This is a genomic window from Anaeromassilibacillus sp. 1001302B_160321_C8 (assembly GCF_015554745.1).
Classification (GTDB): domain Bacteria; phylum Bacillota; class Clostridia; order Oscillospirales; family Acutalibacteraceae; genus Anaeromassilibacillus; species Anaeromassilibacillus stercoravium.
This window is the reverse complement of record NZ_JADNJD010000002.1, coordinates 38,241-54,159: the sequence shown is the minus strand read 5'-3', so window position 1 is coordinate 54,159 and position 15,919 is coordinate 38,241. Positions and strand designations below refer to the sequence as shown.

Annotated in this window: 12 protein-coding genes and 1 pseudogene; all 13 read right to left on the bottom strand. The window is 54.6% G+C overall.

The genetic code is table 11. The features are described from left to right. Window positions 1–7: 7 nt before the first annotated feature. The 13 genes and pseudogenes from I2E77_RS01650 to I2E77_RS01590 all read right to left on the bottom strand — a co-directional run bounded on the left by I2E77_RS01650 (window position 8) and on the right by I2E77_RS01590 (window position 15,810). Complete coding sequence (locus I2E77_RS01650; RefSeq protein ID WP_087230640.1) at window positions 8–2,719, bottom strand: calcium-translocating P-type ATPase, PMCA-type; 2,712 nt, start codon at window positions 2,717–2,719, stop codon at window positions 8–10. After that, window positions 2,703–3,500 (bottom strand): hypothetical protein, encoded by a 798-nt coding sequence (locus tag I2E77_RS01645; RefSeq protein ID WP_087230644.1) that lies wholly within the window; start codon window positions 3,498–3,500, stop codon window positions 2,703–2,705. The genes I2E77_RS01650 and I2E77_RS01645 overlap by 17 nt, the downstream gene beginning before the upstream one ends. Continuing rightward, on the bottom strand, window positions 3,497–4,618 hold the full coding sequence (locus I2E77_RS01640; RefSeq protein WP_191395927.1) for a cysteine protease StiP family protein: 1,122 nt from the start codon (window positions 4,616–4,618) through the stop codon (window positions 3,497–3,499). The genes I2E77_RS01645 and I2E77_RS01640 overlap by 4 nt, the downstream gene beginning before the upstream one ends. Next, a complete protein-coding gene (locus tag I2E77_RS01635; RefSeq protein ID WP_195450495.1) occupies window positions 4,615–5,868 on the bottom strand; it encodes a phosphoribosyltransferase domain-containing protein in 1,254 nt (417 codons plus the stop codon). Before I2E77_RS01635 ends, I2E77_RS01640 begins: the two co-directional genes overlap by 4 nt. Next, on the bottom strand, window positions 5,865–7,001 hold the full coding sequence (locus tag I2E77_RS01630; protein WP_195450494.1) for an HpcH/HpaI aldolase/citrate lyase family protein: 1,137 nt from the start codon (window positions 6,999–7,001) through the stop codon (window positions 5,865–5,867). Before I2E77_RS01630 ends, I2E77_RS01635 begins: the two co-directional genes overlap by 4 nt. Before the next feature lie 63 nt (window positions 7,002–7,064). Then, window positions 7,065–7,636: pseudogene (locus I2E77_RS01625) on the bottom strand (TerD family protein). Window positions 7,637–7,669: 33 nt separating this feature from the next. Continuing rightward, on the bottom strand, window positions 7,670–8,278 hold the full coding sequence (locus tag I2E77_RS01620) for a TerD family protein (protein ID WP_087230658.1): 609 nt from the start codon (window positions 8,276–8,278) through the stop codon (window positions 7,670–7,672). Between the two features lie 45 nt (window positions 8,279–8,323). After that, window positions 8,324–8,902 carry a TerD family protein gene (locus I2E77_RS01615; RefSeq protein WP_087230661.1) on the bottom strand — a complete coding sequence of 193 codons (579 nt, stop codon included), beginning with the start codon at window positions 8,900–8,902 and terminating at the stop codon, window positions 8,324–8,326. Between the two features lie 73 nt (window positions 8,903–8,975). Next, the gene (locus I2E77_RS01610) at window positions 8,976–10,112 is read right to left on the bottom strand and encodes a toxic anion resistance protein (RefSeq protein WP_191363014.1); all 1,137 of its coding nucleotides are present in this window, start codon (window positions 10,110–10,112) and stop codon (window positions 8,976–8,978) included. A 38-nt stretch (window positions 10,113–10,150) separates the two neighbouring features. Then, entirely contained in the window at window positions 10,151–12,469 is a 2,319-nt protein-coding gene (locus tag I2E77_RS01605) for a YceG family protein (RefSeq protein ID WP_195450492.1), read from the bottom strand. Window positions 12,470–12,540: 71 nt separating this feature from the next. Beyond that, window positions 12,541–13,383, bottom strand: coding sequence for an AIM24 family protein (locus I2E77_RS01600; protein WP_087230669.1), 843 nt, complete (start codon window positions 13,381–13,383; stop codon window positions 12,541–12,543). 359 nt (window positions 13,384–13,742) lie between these two features. Beyond that, on the bottom strand, window positions 13,743–14,120 hold the full coding sequence (locus I2E77_RS01595) for a sigma-70 family RNA polymerase sigma factor (RefSeq protein ID WP_330608868.1): 378 nt from the start codon (window positions 14,118–14,120) through the stop codon (window positions 13,743–13,745). Further along, window positions 14,104–15,810 (bottom strand): recombinase family protein, encoded by a 1,707-nt coding sequence (locus I2E77_RS01590; RefSeq protein ID WP_195450491.1) that lies wholly within the window; start codon window positions 15,808–15,810, stop codon window positions 14,104–14,106. Before I2E77_RS01590 ends, I2E77_RS01595 begins: the two co-directional genes overlap by 17 nt. Between the last annotated feature and the right edge of the window lie 109 nt (window positions 15,811–15,919).

Genomic DNA, 15,919 nt, shown 5'->3' with positions numbered 1-15,919 from the left:
TCCCAGATCAGGTGTGCTTTTCTGGGAAAATCAGCTTGCGAAGCGTTCCAACCGGCAGAATAATCAAAGACAACAGAATGACAACGCCCCACTCCTGCAAGGTAAGCGGCGCTGTGCGAAGGATCGGCCCTCCGATAAAGGTCATCAGAACCTGTACGCCGGCAATGAGCGCCATAATATAGAGGAACATCTTGTTTTGTGTGATGTTGTCAAAAATATTGATCTTTTCGGTGCGCGCGTTAAAGCCGTTGAGCATTGCGCTGAGCACATAGAAGCAGAAGAACCCGGTCATAAAGTAGATGTCGTGGCCCTCGTAAATCATCTCACCGTCCTGACGGAAGAGGCTTCTAAAGAACGGATGCTGGAGGAAGACCAAGCTGGCGGTTGTCAAGTAGATGCCCATGACCAGCAGGGAAGACCACATGTTTTTGCTGATGATGGATTCGTCCCTGCGCTTTGGTTTTTCGTCCATATAGCGGTCCAGCGCGGGTTCACCGCCCAATGCAAGCGCGGCCAACGTATCCATGACGATGTTGACCCAGAGCATCTGCGTGACAGACAGGGGCGTCCCCATGCCGATGAACGGCCCGATGAAGGCAATCAGCACGGCGCTGATATTGATGGTCAGCTGGAAGACGATAAATTTCCGGATGTTGTTGTAGATGGTTCGGCCGTATAGGACCGTCTTGACGACGGAATTGAAATTGTCGTCGAGAATGGTGATGGCGGCCGCCTCCTTGGAGACCTCCGTGCCGGAACCCATGGCAAAGCCGACGTCCGCTTTTTTGAGCGCCGGGGCGTCGTTGACGCCGTCGCCCGTCATGCCGACCACGAGGTTCAGCTCCTGCGAAACGCGGACCAAACGGCTTTTATCCGTGGGAAGGGCACGCGCGACGACGCGCAGCCGCGGCAACAGCTTTTTCAGCTCGTCATCCGATAGGGCGGCCAAATCCTCGCTGGTGAGCGCCAAATCGTCCTCGGACTCGATGAGCTTGGCGTCCCGCGCGATGGCAGCTGCGGTTTCTTTTTTGTCTCCGGTGACCATGACCACTTGGATTCCAGCGCGTTTGGCGGTCTTGATGGCTTCCACCGCCTCGGGGCGGAGCTCATCGCGGATGCCGACCATTCCCACAAAGGTCATGTCCTGCAACAGGTGTTCGCCAATCCGGTTGTCGGAGGTAGCAAAGGCCAGCACACGCATAGCCTTTTCCGAAAGGGCGGCCATGCGCTGCTCGAGCATATTCCGCACCTCATCCGTGAGAGGATGGACCTGCAGGTCTTCGCCATAATAGGAGGTGCAATAGGCCAGGAGCTTTTCCGGCGCGCCCTTGATGATGGCGCGGTTGAGCCTCCCTTTCATCACGCTGGCGGAGTATTTGTTGGCGCTGTTGAACATCAACGTGTCCTCGCACTCCATCTTATAGCCCTCATAGGTCAATGTCCCTTCGACGCCGACAAACTCATGCAGGGCCCGCTCGGTGGCGTTGCCGCCGGTGACTTGCAGCTTCCCGTTGTTCACCAACGCAATCGCATTGGTATTGCCGCAGATGTTAATCAGCAGCAGTTCGCGCAAAGGATCGGGGATGCTGGCAAAACTCTGATAGTCCTTTCCCTCCGGGGAGATAAAGTCCACCACCTGGAGCGCGCCCTTGGTGATGGTACCCGTCTTATCGGAAAAGAGAATGTTGAGGCTGCCGGCTGTCTCCGCACCGTCGATTTTTCGGATCAGGATGTTGTCTTTGAGCAGCTTTTTCATATTTAAGCCGGAAACAAGCGCGATCATCATGGGGAGGCCCTCCGGGACCGCCACCACGATGATGACCACAGCCAATGTGACCGAGGAAACCAGGTCGCGCAGGATCTGCATGATGTTCTCCATGGAGAAGTAGGTTGTGGCGCCGGGCAGCAGGGTGGGATTAAAGAAGATGCAGTTAATCATGAAGGCCACGGCGATCAATGTGCCGCCGATGTAACCAAATTTGGAGATGGTGTCGGCCACTTTCCCGAGTTTGACCTTCAACGGCGATTCGCGTTCGTCGTCCTCCTTGAGCTCTTGCGCCAGGCGGCCAAACTGGGATTTGTCGCCCACGCATTTTACCTGCATGACCGCCTCCCCGCTGGTGACGACCGAACCGCGGTAGACTTTGTTCGGATCTAAGAAGTCGATCTTTTCCGGGTCATAGGTATAGCCCGGCTCCGCCGCGGTCTTTTTGGCCTCTTCGCTTTCGCCGTTGAGGCTGGCCTGGTTGACCTTGATATCGCCGTCGATGAGGATGCCGTCTGCGCACACTTTGTCGCCCGCTTGCAGCAGGACATAGTCGCCCGTGACGATGTCGTCGATCTTCAGATCGGTGACCTGGACAACGCCGTCGCGTTTGCGGAACACCTTGCAGAGGATCTTGGAATACTCGTCCTGTAGCTTTTGAAAGAGCTGGTTGTTGGAGTATTCGCTGTAGGTGGAGACCGTTGTGGCGAGGATGACGGCGATAGCGATGCCGACAGCTTCCAGCCAGTCGCCGACCCCGAGGATGGCGAAGACCACCGTGATGATCAACGCCACGGTGAGAATGCGGATCAAGGCGTCCCCGCGAAAGGTCTCCCACAGCTCATGCCAGAAGGAGGTCTGTTCCGGTGGGGTAAGCATGTTGCTTCCATATTTTTTTCGGCTTTCTTCCGCTTCCTGTTCGGTAAGCGCATTGATTTCATGATTTTTCAGCATAGTATCCTTCTCCTAAACCTGTTAAGATACGGGTTAAAACCTCTTCCGTACCGGCTTGTGCCGGGAGGGAAGAGTATTGAATGGGGAACCCCCAATCGGTTCCCTCGAGTTCACAGCCTTTTAAAGACCAAGCGGCGTCGCAGGCGCGAAGCATGGGTACGTCGAACCAGGAATCCCCAAAGCCCACAGCGGTGCCGCAGCCTTCCAATTCCCGGACGCGTTCGAGGACGGCCCCTTTATCGAGGGCCTGCGGATAGAGGTAGAGCTTTTTCCGTTGGCGGTAGAGCGCCCAGCCGGAGGCGGAAAGCTCCGCCGCCAAAGAGCTGCATGCCCGGTCGTCGAACGACTCATCCTCCACGAAAAAGACCGCGAGGTATTCATATTGCTTGGACAGGCACTGAATCCCCGGCAGTTGCTTCAGCACGATCCCTGCCCCGTCTGTCAAGTGCAGGGGAAGGGCGTGGACCGTGCGTTTCACATGGGCGGCCCATACAGAATCTTCCTTGCCGTCGCGATAAAGATATAAGCCATTTTGCAGGGACAGGTACCGACAGCTTCCGTCGGAGACAAAGACCACCCGATTGGCCTGTTCCAGCCCCCGCAGGGTGTTTACAAAGCAGACCGCCTGTTTTTGCAGCGTCCGCAGCGCAGAAAACCCGCCGGGGGTCATAAACCCGAACGGTTCCCCAAAGCGGTACTCCACAGGGATGACAGCGGCGTCACCCTCCAGGCGGCGCTGGGAAAATAAGAGGGTACGATCCAAATCAGCGGCAAAGATCATTCGGCGCCACCTCGCTTGTCGGCGATCAGGCCGCAGCAAAGATACGGCATTTCCGGATAGATGGTGATAGGGACATGGCGTTCCTTGGCTAACAAGGTGATGTGCGCCACATCCGGGTGGTTCGCCTCCCGCAGGAGCACCCGGTCTGGCACACGGCGCAGGAGCACGCGGGTGGTTTCGCCGATGCTGGGCTTGATCCGGTTGATATCATGGACGCCGAAGGCTTCCCCAATCCGCCGGACCGCCTGCATGCCGCTCCAATCGGGGGAACGGTCCGATGCAAGGAGGCGGGCAAACTGGGTTTCGATCTCCTTCCTACGCGGGGCAAACCACCGGCATACCCCATCCAAATAGCGGGCGGTCTGATCCTTTGCGGCAAATTCCCAGTAGACCCGCACGCCGTGGAAGTCATCCGGCCCGATCAGTGTTTTGTTGTGAACGGTACGGCTGATCAGCCCACAGATGGTGCTGTTGAGGCAGCAGGACGGGTTGATGAAATCCTCCCGTGTGGCATAGAGGGAACACGAGTGGGCAGGGTCGGCCAGTACGGCAAGGGTGGGGCGCAGGGACGTCCCGTTGTGCACATTAAACTGCGCGCAGGATTCCTCCAATTGGTGGGTAATCATCCCTTTGCCCGTCCAGCCGTCCACAAAAACGATCTCCTGGCCTGGGTGCCGCTGCAGAATGAGCCGGATGGCGTTTTCGTCAAAGCCCTTTCCACGGATGATGCTCACCCCATAATGGGGAAGATCGCGGCCCAATTCGCGGGCAGCGTACCGGCGCATCAAAACGCCGCAGGGGACGCCCGCACGCACCAGGGAGACCAGCACGGGACTGGGGTGCTCAGAGAGCACCAAACGGGTCAAAACACCGGTGTAGAGCGCTACCTCTGGGAGCTGCGTCTCCATCAGATGTTCAAAGACCTGTTCATAGGCTGGGCTGGGGACCTGTTCGATGGGGAGATCTTCGGAATAGTGGCGTCCCGCTTGGATGTCGCGTTCCCGGAGCGCCGTGTCCCGCTCTTCGACCTGCCCAGTTACATCCTTGAGCAAGAGGATCACATCGTCCGGATCGAAGCTGCCCAAGTGGGGAGGAAGGGAGGATGCGGTCCAGTTCATAGGGCGACCACCGTCACTTTCCCAATCCCTTTGCTTTTGAGGTAGGCGGCCAGTTGCCCGATTCCTGCCGGGCGCAGGGTCCCCTCCTCCACAAAGAGGGTAGCCTCCCGGTAGGCATGGTCCGGGACATTGTATAGATAGCCGACCGGACTGTAACAATCCGGCGGATCGAAACAGACGCCGGATACAATTGCGGAACCAGCCATGGGGAACACCGGGCTTTGCGTGGTGGAGTGGAACGCATGTCCCCCGCAAAATCCAGAGATGAGGGCCGGAGCGTAGATAAATTCCCCAGCGCCCAGATAGAGAGTTGACGTCTCTGATGGGGCCGGTCCCAGTTGAGTGGCAATGGAACGGCAGCGGGCGCGCTGGAGCGCCAGAGCGCTGGCGCTTTGCAAGGTCCGGTCTGAAAGGGCGTTGCCGGGCAGCGAGAGAAGCGCAGGGGCTTCCCCAGCGGCACCGCGGTAATCGGATAGGGACAGGGGAGGCAATTCCCCGGTCCGGACCTGGGCAATGTGGCCGCGTAAAAGGGAGACCACCCGGATCTCGATGCCAAGCTCCTGTTCGATGGCCCTGCGGTTGCCGCCTTCGCTGTTGTCTACCAGAACCATCAGCGTGAAACGGCGAATCCCGTAAACGGCATGGAGCTGGCGGATCAGGCGCAGCGCGGTGTTTCCCGTGGTGAGCTCGTCGTCCACCAGGACGACCTGCTGGCAAGCTGCCATAAACGGGTCATGCGGGTCCAAATACAACCGGTGGGTGCGGGCATGCGAGTGGGCTTCGTCAAAGGTGAGCGGGGAGGCGCCTGCACGGTCCACACGGGTTGTGCTGATGTAGGCCATCTCCCCGTCGAAGCAGTCCGCCACTGCCCGTGCGAGCCCGGTGGCGGTTTCCGCAAAACCCAGAAACAGCGCCCGGTCCTCCATTCCCAGCGAATAGCGCGAGTGCTCTAAGCGGTCCCAAACTTCGGAAAAAGGCGAAGCGGTGCTTCCTTTGAGGATACCGGCCCAGCCCTGTTCATCCTTCTGGTCGAGCCACGCCAGCGCCAGCAGCTTCCCTGCGGCGAGAAGCGCAGCCGGTTCAACCGGCAGATGCTTGCCCAGCACCTTGCTGACAAAGAGAAAGGCGCGCTGCGTATTTTGCCGTACAGCCAATCGAAAGAGGTCCTCCGGCAGCAGGCCAAAGCGGGTCTCGCTGATCTCCAATTCCAGTTCGAGTGCGGGTTCGAGAGAAAAAACCGCTTTGCTCATAGATAATCCCCCTCGTTGTAAACCGCTCGAAGCAGGCCCTTTGCGTCGGTGTTTTCCTGATAGACGCCGTATAGCTCCGCTTGCCGCAGCATTTTGTTTGCCCAAAGCGCATGGGGCTTGAGTTCATTCATCTTATTGTGCCGGATGCTGGGCATAACACCCACGCGGCCCGGGTCCCCTCCCAAGATGGCGACCGCGTCGTGGTACCGTTCATAGGGGACGGCATAGCTGGCCTGGACGGGGAGCAGCTGCGTGGGATGTACACAGGTTTTCCCGCAGATGCCGTTTTGCTGATCCAGGGCCACTTCCTGCATCAGGCCTTCCACTTCGCTCCAATTCTGCAATGCCCGCGCCCGCGCGATGGTGCTGTAATATTCCCACACGGGCCCGCTGATGGTATAGCGGTCCCCCAATCCAAACACACGGACGATATCCGCAATACAGGAGGCGACGGTGGCAACTTGATAGATCGGGGTATCGACATTTCGGCGGATGCCATAGAGGCCGCACAGATCCGTGGCACCGATTCGGATGTTTAAAATGCGGTCAAAAAAGGGTTCCGCAATGGATGCCAGCTCCCGAAGGAGGCTAATGCGGTCATCGCAGAGCATCAGTTCCACCGATTCCAAGATCGGCATGATATAAAAGGGTTCTTTCGCTTCTTGGTTGATTGTTTCCACAATGGACAGGGCACGTTGGAGGCTTTCGCGGGTCGTTTTGGGAAGGATGACGCCCGTGAGGACAGGGCTGTTTTCTACAAAGAGCCCGGCCAGCCTTTCCAACATATCCACGTCTTTCACACGTACAAAGAGAAGCGGGAGCCTATCCCGGGATAGACTCCCGCCCAGCAATGCCCGCCTGATATCGGAAAGCTGTTTTTCCACATTGAGAACAGCTTCTTCCCGCTCCTGATCGCCCACAGCGTCCTCCAGGCAGATGGCCATAGAGGCAAGCCCCTGGACTTTCCCTGTCTGGAGAATTTGAGCGATCGTTGGATTCCCCCCAGGAATGTAGAGCAACCCTCCCACTGCGCTGCGTAGCATTTCCCGCTCGGTCGTTTTGTCAAACGGTGCAGGTTCACGGAAAAAAAGGCTTTTCCGGTCGCCGTGGGATAAATAGTTAAAATATCTCATGATTTGGAATCCTTGTCGTTTTGTAATCTGCGCGCACCGGCTGGAATCGATGCAAGGGGCGGTTTAGACGCTCAGACCGTATTGACGGCACAGGGCTTCCAACCCGCCGTTGAAGCCGGAGCCAACCGCAGAGAATTTCCATTCGCCGTTGTGGCGGTAGATCTCCGCAAAGACGATGGCTGTTTCCGTAGAATAATCCTCGCCCAGGTCGTACCGGAGCAGCTCAACGCCCGTCTGCTTGTCCACCAGCCGGACAAAAGCGTTTGCTACCTGCCCAAAGTTCTGGCCGCGCGCCTGTGCTTCATAGATGGTCACTGTGACAACGATTTTCTCCACATAGCTGGGAACTTTTTCAAACTCAATGGTGACGGCTTCGTCGTCGCCCTCGCCTTCACCGGTGCGGTTATCGCCGGAATGGGTCACGCCGCCGGAGGAAAGGTTGTTGTAAAAGATGAAATCCGAATCATGGGCGCATTTCCCGGTGTTGTCCAACAGGAAAATCGAGGCGTCCAAGTCAAAATCTGCGCCGCTGTCATACTGTTTGATGTCCCACCCTAGGCCAACAAGCGCAATTTTGAGGTTCGGCGCTTCTTTGCTCAAGCTAATTTTTGCCCTTTTGTGAGGTTGATCGGCATAAAAATTCCTCCTTTTCCATACGGTTTCGATCATTAGCAGTAACGGTTTACCAGATCGGCAATTCCGGGGTCATATCCGGGCTGGCCGATTGCATTAAACTTCCAGCCATCCCCGCGGCGATAGATTTCGCCTACAACCATGGATGTCTTTCCAGAGTAATCTTCCGTCAAATTGTAGCTGGCGATGGTTTCGCCGGCGCCCTTGTCCACAATGCGGATGTAAGCATTTTCAACCATGCCAAAGTGCTGTTTCCGCTGGACACAGTTGTAGATATTCACAACGAACACGATGCGGTCGATGTTCTGCGGGACACGGGTCAGATCCACCAGAATCTGCTCGGAGTCGTCCATGCCGCCCATTTTGCCGCCTACCAGGTTGTCGCCGCAGTGGTGGACGCAACCAGACGGATGATCCTTGTGGTTGAAGAAGATAACCTCTTCTTTTGTGGGGATCTTCCCATTGGCGTTCAGCATAATGACGGATGCATCAATGTCCACATCGGCTTTCTGCTTAAATAGCCCCATAAGACCGCCCTTTTGTTGGACCTCTTTCCAGCCTAAACCGACCAAGATATTGGTAAGCTGGGAGCCGTCCTTCTTTTGCAGATCAATTTTTTGTCCTTTTTGTAGGGAAATCGCCATAGGATTTACACCTGCTTTCTTAAAGTATCATTGAACGAAAATCGATTAAACATTCAAACCAAAATTGCGGCACAGAGCCTCCAGGCCGCCCTGGAAACCGGAGCCGACCGCGGCGAACTTCCATTCCCCATTGTGGCGGTAGATCTCAGCGACTACAATTGCCGTTTCAATGGAATAATCCTCGCCAAGGTCATAGCGCAGCAGCTCTTCGTTCTTTGCGGTGTCAACAATGCGGATATAGGCATTAGATACCTGGCCAAAATTTTGTCCACGTGCGTCGGCCTCGTGGATGGTGACCGTGAAAGAAATCTTCTGCACATTGGCAGGCACCTTGCTCAAAGTGATCTTTACGGATTCATCATCGCCTTCGCCTGCGCCGGTACGGTTGTCACCGGAATAGACCACGCTGCCAGCGGCATCCTGTGGGTTGTTATAGAAAATAAAATTGGATTCGGTTTCCACTTTTCCACTGTCGCCCGTCATGAACACGGATACATCCAGATCAAATTCATGGCCGCCGTCATATTTATTGGTGTCCCAGCCAAGCCCGGCCAGGATGGAATCCAGACCAGCGTTGCCCTTGGTCAGATCCACTTTTTGTCCTTTTGAAAGATTGATTGGCATTGTTTACACTCCTTTTCGATAGCACATATATCCTCAAATGTATGATCTCTCCGCATAACGGAGGGGAATCCATTTACACATGCACCCGGGCCTGGAAATCCTGCTTGAGGGCGTCCAGCTTAGCGGCATCCGCGATTCGCTTTGCGCTGGCATCTTCCTGGATGCGCCGGGTTTCTTCAATACCGTTTACAATGGTCTGCCAGGTCTTTTCCAGGGTTTCCACCTTGATGGAGCTGGAAGAGGCCAGCTGTGCCGTCAGCTTGGTCTGCTCCGCCGTATTCCGGGCATTTTTGAGCAGCATCTCGTTGGTGCGGTCGTCCAACGCCTGCATCGCCTGTGCCTGGATCTTCTGGCGCTTGAGCAGAACCGCCTGCGTCAACGCCTGTTTAAAGACGGGCAGGGTGATGATAAAAGCAGAATTGATCTTACGGATCAAATTCAAATTGCTGAACTGCATGGACTGAATCATGGGGATGGACTGCATCGCCACATTCTCCGCTATGCGGAGGTCCTGGACGCGCTGATCCAAAATAGTCCGCGCCTGTTGCATCGCATTGTAGTCCAATTGCAGCATGGCGTCGTCGGGATGGTTGCTAAGGTCATCCTGCATCTGCGTCAGATACGTATCCATTTCCTGCAACCCCTGTTCGCCGGCCAAAATATATTTGACAAGATCCTGATAAAACCCCACGTTGGCGTCGAAGATGGTTTGCAGCTTTTTGTTAGACTCCCCGATTTCCACCTCATATTTTTTGAGCTGGATATAGATCCGATCGACTTCCTCGCCCATCGTGTGGTATTTGGCCAAGATCTGTTCCAACTGCTTTTGAAGGTTATTAAACAGTTTGGAGAAGAAGCCTTTCTTTTCATCTGCGGCGATCTCTTCGATGTCGAACTTGTCCATAATGTTGCCAAGGGCATTGAGCATCTCGCCGGAGTCGTTGATCTGGCTCATATTGATGCTATTCAAAATGGTATCGGAACATTTTGCAATCTCGTTAGCCACTTCGCTGCCAAACGAGACAATCGTCTGCGGGTCGTCCACAACGATCTGGCTGACCAGGTCGTCTACTTCCTTGGACCCAACCAAGGTCTGGGTCATTTCCTTCCTCTGCAAGGCAACGTCATAGGGTTTCGGTTCCTCCACCGCCGGGGAGGAGGGCGGTGCCTGGACGGTCTCCCCACGTCGGGGCGTGTACTGTAAGGCCATTGAACATCCTCCTTATTGTAATCGTTTATCAAGTGGAATTATCCATTGTGGTTGCTTCCGAACAGCCGTCCCAACCAGCCGCCGGAGCTGGCGGCCCGTTTGGTCCGCAGATCGGGGATGGTAAGGTCAAATGCAAATTCCCCGACCACCAGCGTATCGAAGCTGTCCGGGTGCAGATATTTTTCAACATTCCGGTACCCTGTAGGGGTAAAGATGGCGATATCAAACCCAACGAGGTTCAAAAATGCCAAGAGAATACATTCTTCAAGGGTAAACACCTTTTCTGTCACATCGACCACCAGGAATTTCGGGATGCTTTTCGTAAAGTCGACATTTTGCAGCAGCCGGAGAAGCTCCTTATCCAAGTTCATCAGAACCGACAACATAGAGGCCGCCACATCCGGCCCGCCGTTGACAATTAAGTCGTAGTCGATCAGCGCCTGTATCTTTTCGAGAATATAATCCTGGGTATCGTCCGGGAGGTAATCGTAGCGGTAGAACCGGGAGCTTTTCAAGGCATTTGGGTCTAAACGCCCGTCGTGGATAAACGACCGGGCCTGGGGCGTGCTGAAAGAGGGCCCGTTTACATGAAGGAAGGGGACCGTTGTGACAAGGTAGGTGTCCTCCGTCACCATTTCGCGGATGCGGTCCCAATACAGTTTTTGGTCGCCCTTGTCCACCCCGCTGATCTTGGAAAACAGGTTCGGCACATAGACAATTCCGTCCTCGGTCCGGAAGGAAGGGCGGTATTGCGCCTCCTCGCGCCAGAGCTGTCCTACTTCGTCGTAGGTGGTTTTCAAGGTCACCGGCTGGGAACGGGTAAATTGCCGGTCGCGGAACATCCCGGTATCGCTATACAAAAGCTGGTCGAGCTCCCGCGATGCATTATAGGCAGTGGTACTGGCGCGCACCCGCTCTTCGCGCTGGGGGAAGGGTTCCATGGGGAGATCCTGTTCATATACCGTTGTCTGCCAGTCATGCGGCAAAAAGTGCTTTTCAAAGGGTTCTTGTCCTAACAGCGCCGGAGAAAAATAGAGGACGTCCACGCCGGCGTGTGCCAATGCCCAGAGCAGGGAGATCTCCGCCTCTGTAGCCGGGCCATAATAGACCAGCGCAGGTTCATGTTCCGAGCGGTATTGCTCAAAGAAAAGCTCCACATACCGCTTCAGCCAGCAGGCAAGCCGCACGCCATAATTGAGAAACCGGACGGCGTCTTTTTCCGCATACTGTTCCATCACCAGGGAAAACGCACGCTGCGCCAGCAAAACAGGGACTTTTCCACAGGATGGGACGATTTTCTCCGCCAATGTGCGGATTAACAACGGGCGTGGCAAACGCTTGTCCAAAGAACGAAAGGGAGCCGCCTCGTTGTTCGTAGGGGCAGGGATCTTTCCTTCCATTAAAAGCCCTTTTTTGGGGGAGGCGTCCAGCGTCCGTTTCAGATGATAAAGCTGGTTACGGTATTCCGCCCGGTCGTTGCCCCCAAAGCAGGCGGAAAATAGAGAACAAAACTTTCCTGTTTCCCGCTGTGCGCAGGGCAGGAAAACAGCGTCCCAGAAGGAAGCGCCACCCATCCAACGGTTGACCAGCACCACTTCCTCGACACCCTGCCAAGGAGGAGGAACGAGGGAAGAAGCGTCCGGCTGTCGCGCTGGAACCGTAGGGGTGGGAACGACAGCCTTTGGAACCGATGCAGAGGCGCTTTTGCTGGTAGGCGGGACCGCGGGGGGCGTGCGGACCTCCCCGTAAATAGGATGCCCGTATGTGCCGCCTCTGGCAGCTTTTGTATAGGAATCCTCAGAGCAATAGTTTACATATACGACATCGCATCCGGAACGGTACAACAGCTGGAGAAAGAGCAGCTCATACCGGCCGATCTCTCCCTCGTACAGGACCTTTGGGGGGGTATCTTGCCCAAGCCCCTTGAGAATTCCGCCGAGCGGCCCGCGGAGCCAACACATAAATTTGATATATGCGTTCCTACAGATGTTGTCGTTCGCGCCCTGCCTTTTTAAAATATCCAGAATTTCTGTCATAGCGGCATCGAGCGTCGTTCGCTGGGCGGGACGAAGTTGGCCTAACCACACAGTCAAATGGCGTGCGACAAGGGCGGCCGTCAGGGTAAATTGCTCCCCGACCTCCCGAAAAAAACGCTGGATTTCCGGTTCTACGGGGTTTGCAAGGCCGTTTTGAAGGTAAGCGCCTCCGTCTCGCGCCAATGCACCTATTTTGTTTAAATCATTGAGGATTTTTCCCTGCTGGTCGTAGCCGATCACACGGAAGAACCTAGGGGAAGGGGGCGTCCGGCGGCTTAACGGCAGAAGACAATCCTCCAATTGAGAAGTATTGCCGGTCATAGATCCATGCTCCAATCGCTGAGTTTATGCACGAAGGCCAAGCGGCACATAGAGCCGCCTATAGAAATCCGTTAGCGGCTGTTGCTGGTGTTCATATTCATGGATTTCGTGCTGGGGTTCCCGTAGGAGCGGGCGAAGTTAATCGTATTATAAATTTTAATGGTGGGCGCCAGCCAAACGCTTCCCGTCCCCCGGTATACATTTACCAAGCCTTCTCCGCTGACCGCCGAACCGATCAGCGACTTTGCGGAACGTTCTACCGTAAATTGCAGGGACGCTGTGCGGAGAATGGCAAAATTGCCGTCCACCTTTAAAGTATCATTTTGAAGTTCGATGACGTCGATTTCGCAGGACGGAACAGGGGATTCCAATACCACCAGCCCGGTGCCAGCAAGGGAGATCTGGAAAAGCCCCTCTCCACCGCCCAGAGCCGAAGAAATGCTCCTCTGCATAACGGGTTTGACGGCAACACTGCCCTGCGCGCAGTAAAACATGCCCTTATCCACAATGATCTCTTCATTATCCAACTGAAGAAGCAGAAAATGGTTGAAAGAGGGTTCCAGTACCAGCATTCCGCTGCCGCGGTATTCCGGCTGGGCAACGGCTTCTCCGGTGACAGCGCCGGAAAAAAGACGCCCCAAAGCGTTGCCGGCGGTCACCCCCGAAACCATTTCCAAAGGGCCGCGGAAATAGCTCATTGCGCCGGGTTCGACCGTTACCATATCGTTGGAGACATATACTGCAACCTGCCGGGCGCGAATATTCTGCTTTTCCATGAAATAGAGATCCATTGCCGCGCTGGTATTGGTAGAACCCAACAGATGTTGGTATTCCATCACGTCGATTTTTACACCGCCATATTCTGCGGAGTCGATAATTTTTATGTTTTCTCGGGTTCCTATTGCACTATACATGTCAGAAATCCGCCTTTCCTGTTCGATCGGATTCCCTTTGCCTCTTCCTGTGAACAATCCTTCCCCAGATGGTATCCCTTTGAAAGGGGTTCCAGTTTTTTTCTGCTAGCCGTTGGCAATGTACAAGGAAATCCTCTGCAAAAATTTAACAATTTAAACAAGGAATACGCTAAAAATATACAGACTCTATTATACTATGTCGAAGATCGGAATTCAATAAATTCGTTGTTAATTTTCATATTTAAGAAATTTGTAAAATATTGGAAACGGTTTGACCGAGTTCGACATAGAATATTTTATAAAAAAGTCCCCGTCCATTGTAAGGACGGGGAAACGGAGAAAGCGACCGGTTTTCTTTTTTATCGCCTGGGTTTGTCAAACTGCCTTTTCAATAGCTGTAAGGCCTTTTTCTCGATGCGGGATACATAAGAGCGTGAAATTTTTAAGCGCGCAGCGACCTCTCGCTGCGTGAGCGGATGGTCATTGTTCAGCCCATAACGCAGTTCAATGATGAGGCGTTCCCGTGGAGTAAGCACTTGTGCGATATAACGTTTGAGTTGTTCCGATTTAACTTTACAATCGAGATTATCGACAATGTTATCTTCTGTGGACATTACATCCATCAGGGTCAGGGCGTTTCCATCTTTATCCGTGTCGATCGGCTCATTCATGGAAATGTCCTGCGCGCTCTTTTTTGCGGCGCGAAAATACATCAGGACCTCATTCGCTATCCTCACTCAACGGAACTTCTGGTGCGTCAAACGGGGGTAAATCGGCCTCTCCGTCTCCTGCAAAGAGGTAAACCCAGGCATTTTCGCCGTCCCAGACCACTTTTTTCACGATTGCACGCAGCAGACGCCGCTTTTCCTCCACGGTGCAGTCATCCACGTTTGCGGCGAAGGATTCGATCATCTGGCGGCTGAACGCGAACTCCTGATCCGCAAACCGCTGGTGTTCCGTCAGGGTTTCCAACTCGGCAAGGCGATTTTTCATGTCCTCGCCGGTCTGGTGCAGCTCCTGAATCTGCTCCATGATATACGGCTCGGCAGAGGTTCCGGCACTCTTGGTCAGGGAACTGACCAGCGCCTTGATGCTACTTTCGTTCTCGGCCAGCTTTTCTTTCAGAGTCAGCAGTTCTGCATCGTATCCCTCCCGATTGCCGCTGATGGCCTTCTTCGTTTGAGCCAGGAAGTCGGCAAAGAAGCTCCGGTCTTCGGACAGTTTTTTGATTTCGGAAATCACCTTTGCGTCCAGTGTGTTGCCGTTGGCATTTTTCATCTGGCAGCGGGAGCTCTGGCTCCGTTCCTTGGTGGAGCACATATAAGTGTAGATCAGCTCGCCGTTCGCCGCATGGCGGTTGGTCAGTTTGGGACGCATATAGTCGCCGCAGTCACCGCAGACCAGAAGCCCGGACAGCAGTGCCACGTTGCTGCGGGGCCTGCGGTAGCTCTTGGACTTGTTGACCTCCAGCATGGACTGCACCTGGATCCACTGCTGGCCGGGAATCACGCCGGGGTGCTTACCCACAGACACGATCCAATCCTCCATGGGGCGGATCTGGTGCGCCTTGCCAGGGCGTTGCAGGGTGCGGTTGTAGGCCATGATGCCGTGCTTTCCGTCAAAATCGGATTTTTCCGCGAACAGGTCAACGTGGTTTTCCGTCAGATATCCATAGGCTGCCTCGTCGGCAATCATATAGACAGGGTTAGTCAGAATGCCCTTGATGGCAAAGCGGGTGAAGTTCTTGCCCCGCTTGGTGGTGTACCGTTTCTCCAGAAGAAAGGCATCCACTTTGGTGAGAGAGCCGGTTTCCAGAAACTTTTCAAAAATCAGCTGGACAAGGCTGATCTCCTCCGGGATGATCTTCAGCTTGCAGGCTTTTCTCACCTTTCCGTCCACGGTCACGTTGGATATGCTTTCGGATTCATAGCCGGTGGGCGTGGTACCGCCCAGCCATCGCCCGGTCTTGGACAGTTCGTGCATATTATCCCGGATACGCTCGGCAATCGTTTCTCTTTCAAGCTGAGAGAACACGGAGGCAATATACATCATGGCCCGTCCCATGGGGGAGGAGGTGTCGAACTGCTCCCGGATGGAAATGAAGTCAATGTGCCGGTCGCCCAGGTCTTCGATGAGCTTTGCAAAGTCGCCGATGTTGCGGCTGATGCGGTCCAGCCGGTATACCACAATGGCGGCAAACTTTGTTTTCTGGGAGTCCTTCATCATTTTCTTGAACTGAGGCCGCTCCAGATTCCCGCCGGAAAAGCCCTCGTCTTCATAGACCAGCGCTGCGTCCGCCTCTTCCTGACTAAAATGGACAGCAATGTACTGGCGGCACAGCTCGATCTGATTTTCGATGCTCTCGCCCTTGCCGGTAAACTTGGACTTACGGGAGTAGATGACAAATTGTCTGGTTTCCTTTTTCATAAGCGCACCTCACGCGTATATGATATGTTGATAGATATATCATATCACAAAGGAATCTATTTGAAAAGGAGCCAGGAAACAGATTCGCAGATTTTTTTGCTTCAGAAGC

What these genes read in the sequence shown, in the direction of transcription:
- I2E77_RS01650 (WP_087230640.1), bottom strand. Translation starts at nt 2,719, where the DNA reads ATGCTGAAAAATCATGAAATCAATGCGCTTACCGAACAGGAAGCGGAA.
- I2E77_RS01645 (WP_087230644.1), bottom strand. Translation starts at nt 3,500, where the DNA reads ATGATCTTTGCCGCTGATTTGGATCGTACCCTCTTATTTTCCCAGCGC.
- I2E77_RS01640 (WP_191395927.1), bottom strand. Translation starts at nt 4,618, where the DNA reads ATGAACTGGACCGCATCCTCCCTTCCTCCCCACTTGGGCAGCTTCGAT.
- I2E77_RS01635 (WP_195450495.1), bottom strand. Translation starts at nt 5,868, where the DNA reads ATGAGCAAAGCGGTTTTTTCTCTCGAACCCGCACTCGAACTGGAATTG.
- I2E77_RS01630 (WP_195450494.1), bottom strand. Translation starts at nt 7,001, where the DNA reads ATGAGATATTTTAACTATTTATCCCACGGCGACCGGAAAAGCCTTTTT.
- I2E77_RS01620 (WP_087230658.1), bottom strand. Translation starts at nt 8,278, where the DNA reads ATGGCGATTTCCCTACAAAAAGGACAAAAAATTGATCTGCAAAAGAAG.
- I2E77_RS01615 (WP_087230661.1), bottom strand. Translation starts at nt 8,902, where the DNA reads ATGCCAATCAATCTTTCAAAAGGACAAAAAGTGGATCTGACCAAGGGC.
- I2E77_RS01610 (WP_191363014.1), bottom strand. Translation starts at nt 10,112, where the DNA reads ATGGCCTTACAGTACACGCCCCGACGTGGGGAGACCGTCCAGGCACCG.
- I2E77_RS01605 (WP_195450492.1), bottom strand. Translation starts at nt 12,469, where the DNA reads ATGACCGGCAATACTTCTCAATTGGAGGATTGTCTTCTGCCGTTAAGC.
- I2E77_RS01600 (WP_087230669.1), bottom strand. Translation starts at nt 13,383, where the DNA reads ATGTATAGTGCAATAGGAACCCGAGAAAACATAAAAATTATCGACTCC.
- I2E77_RS01590 (WP_195450491.1), bottom strand. Translation starts at nt 15,810, where the DNA reads ATGAAAAAGGAAACCAGACAATTTGTCATCTACTCCCGTAAGTCCAAG.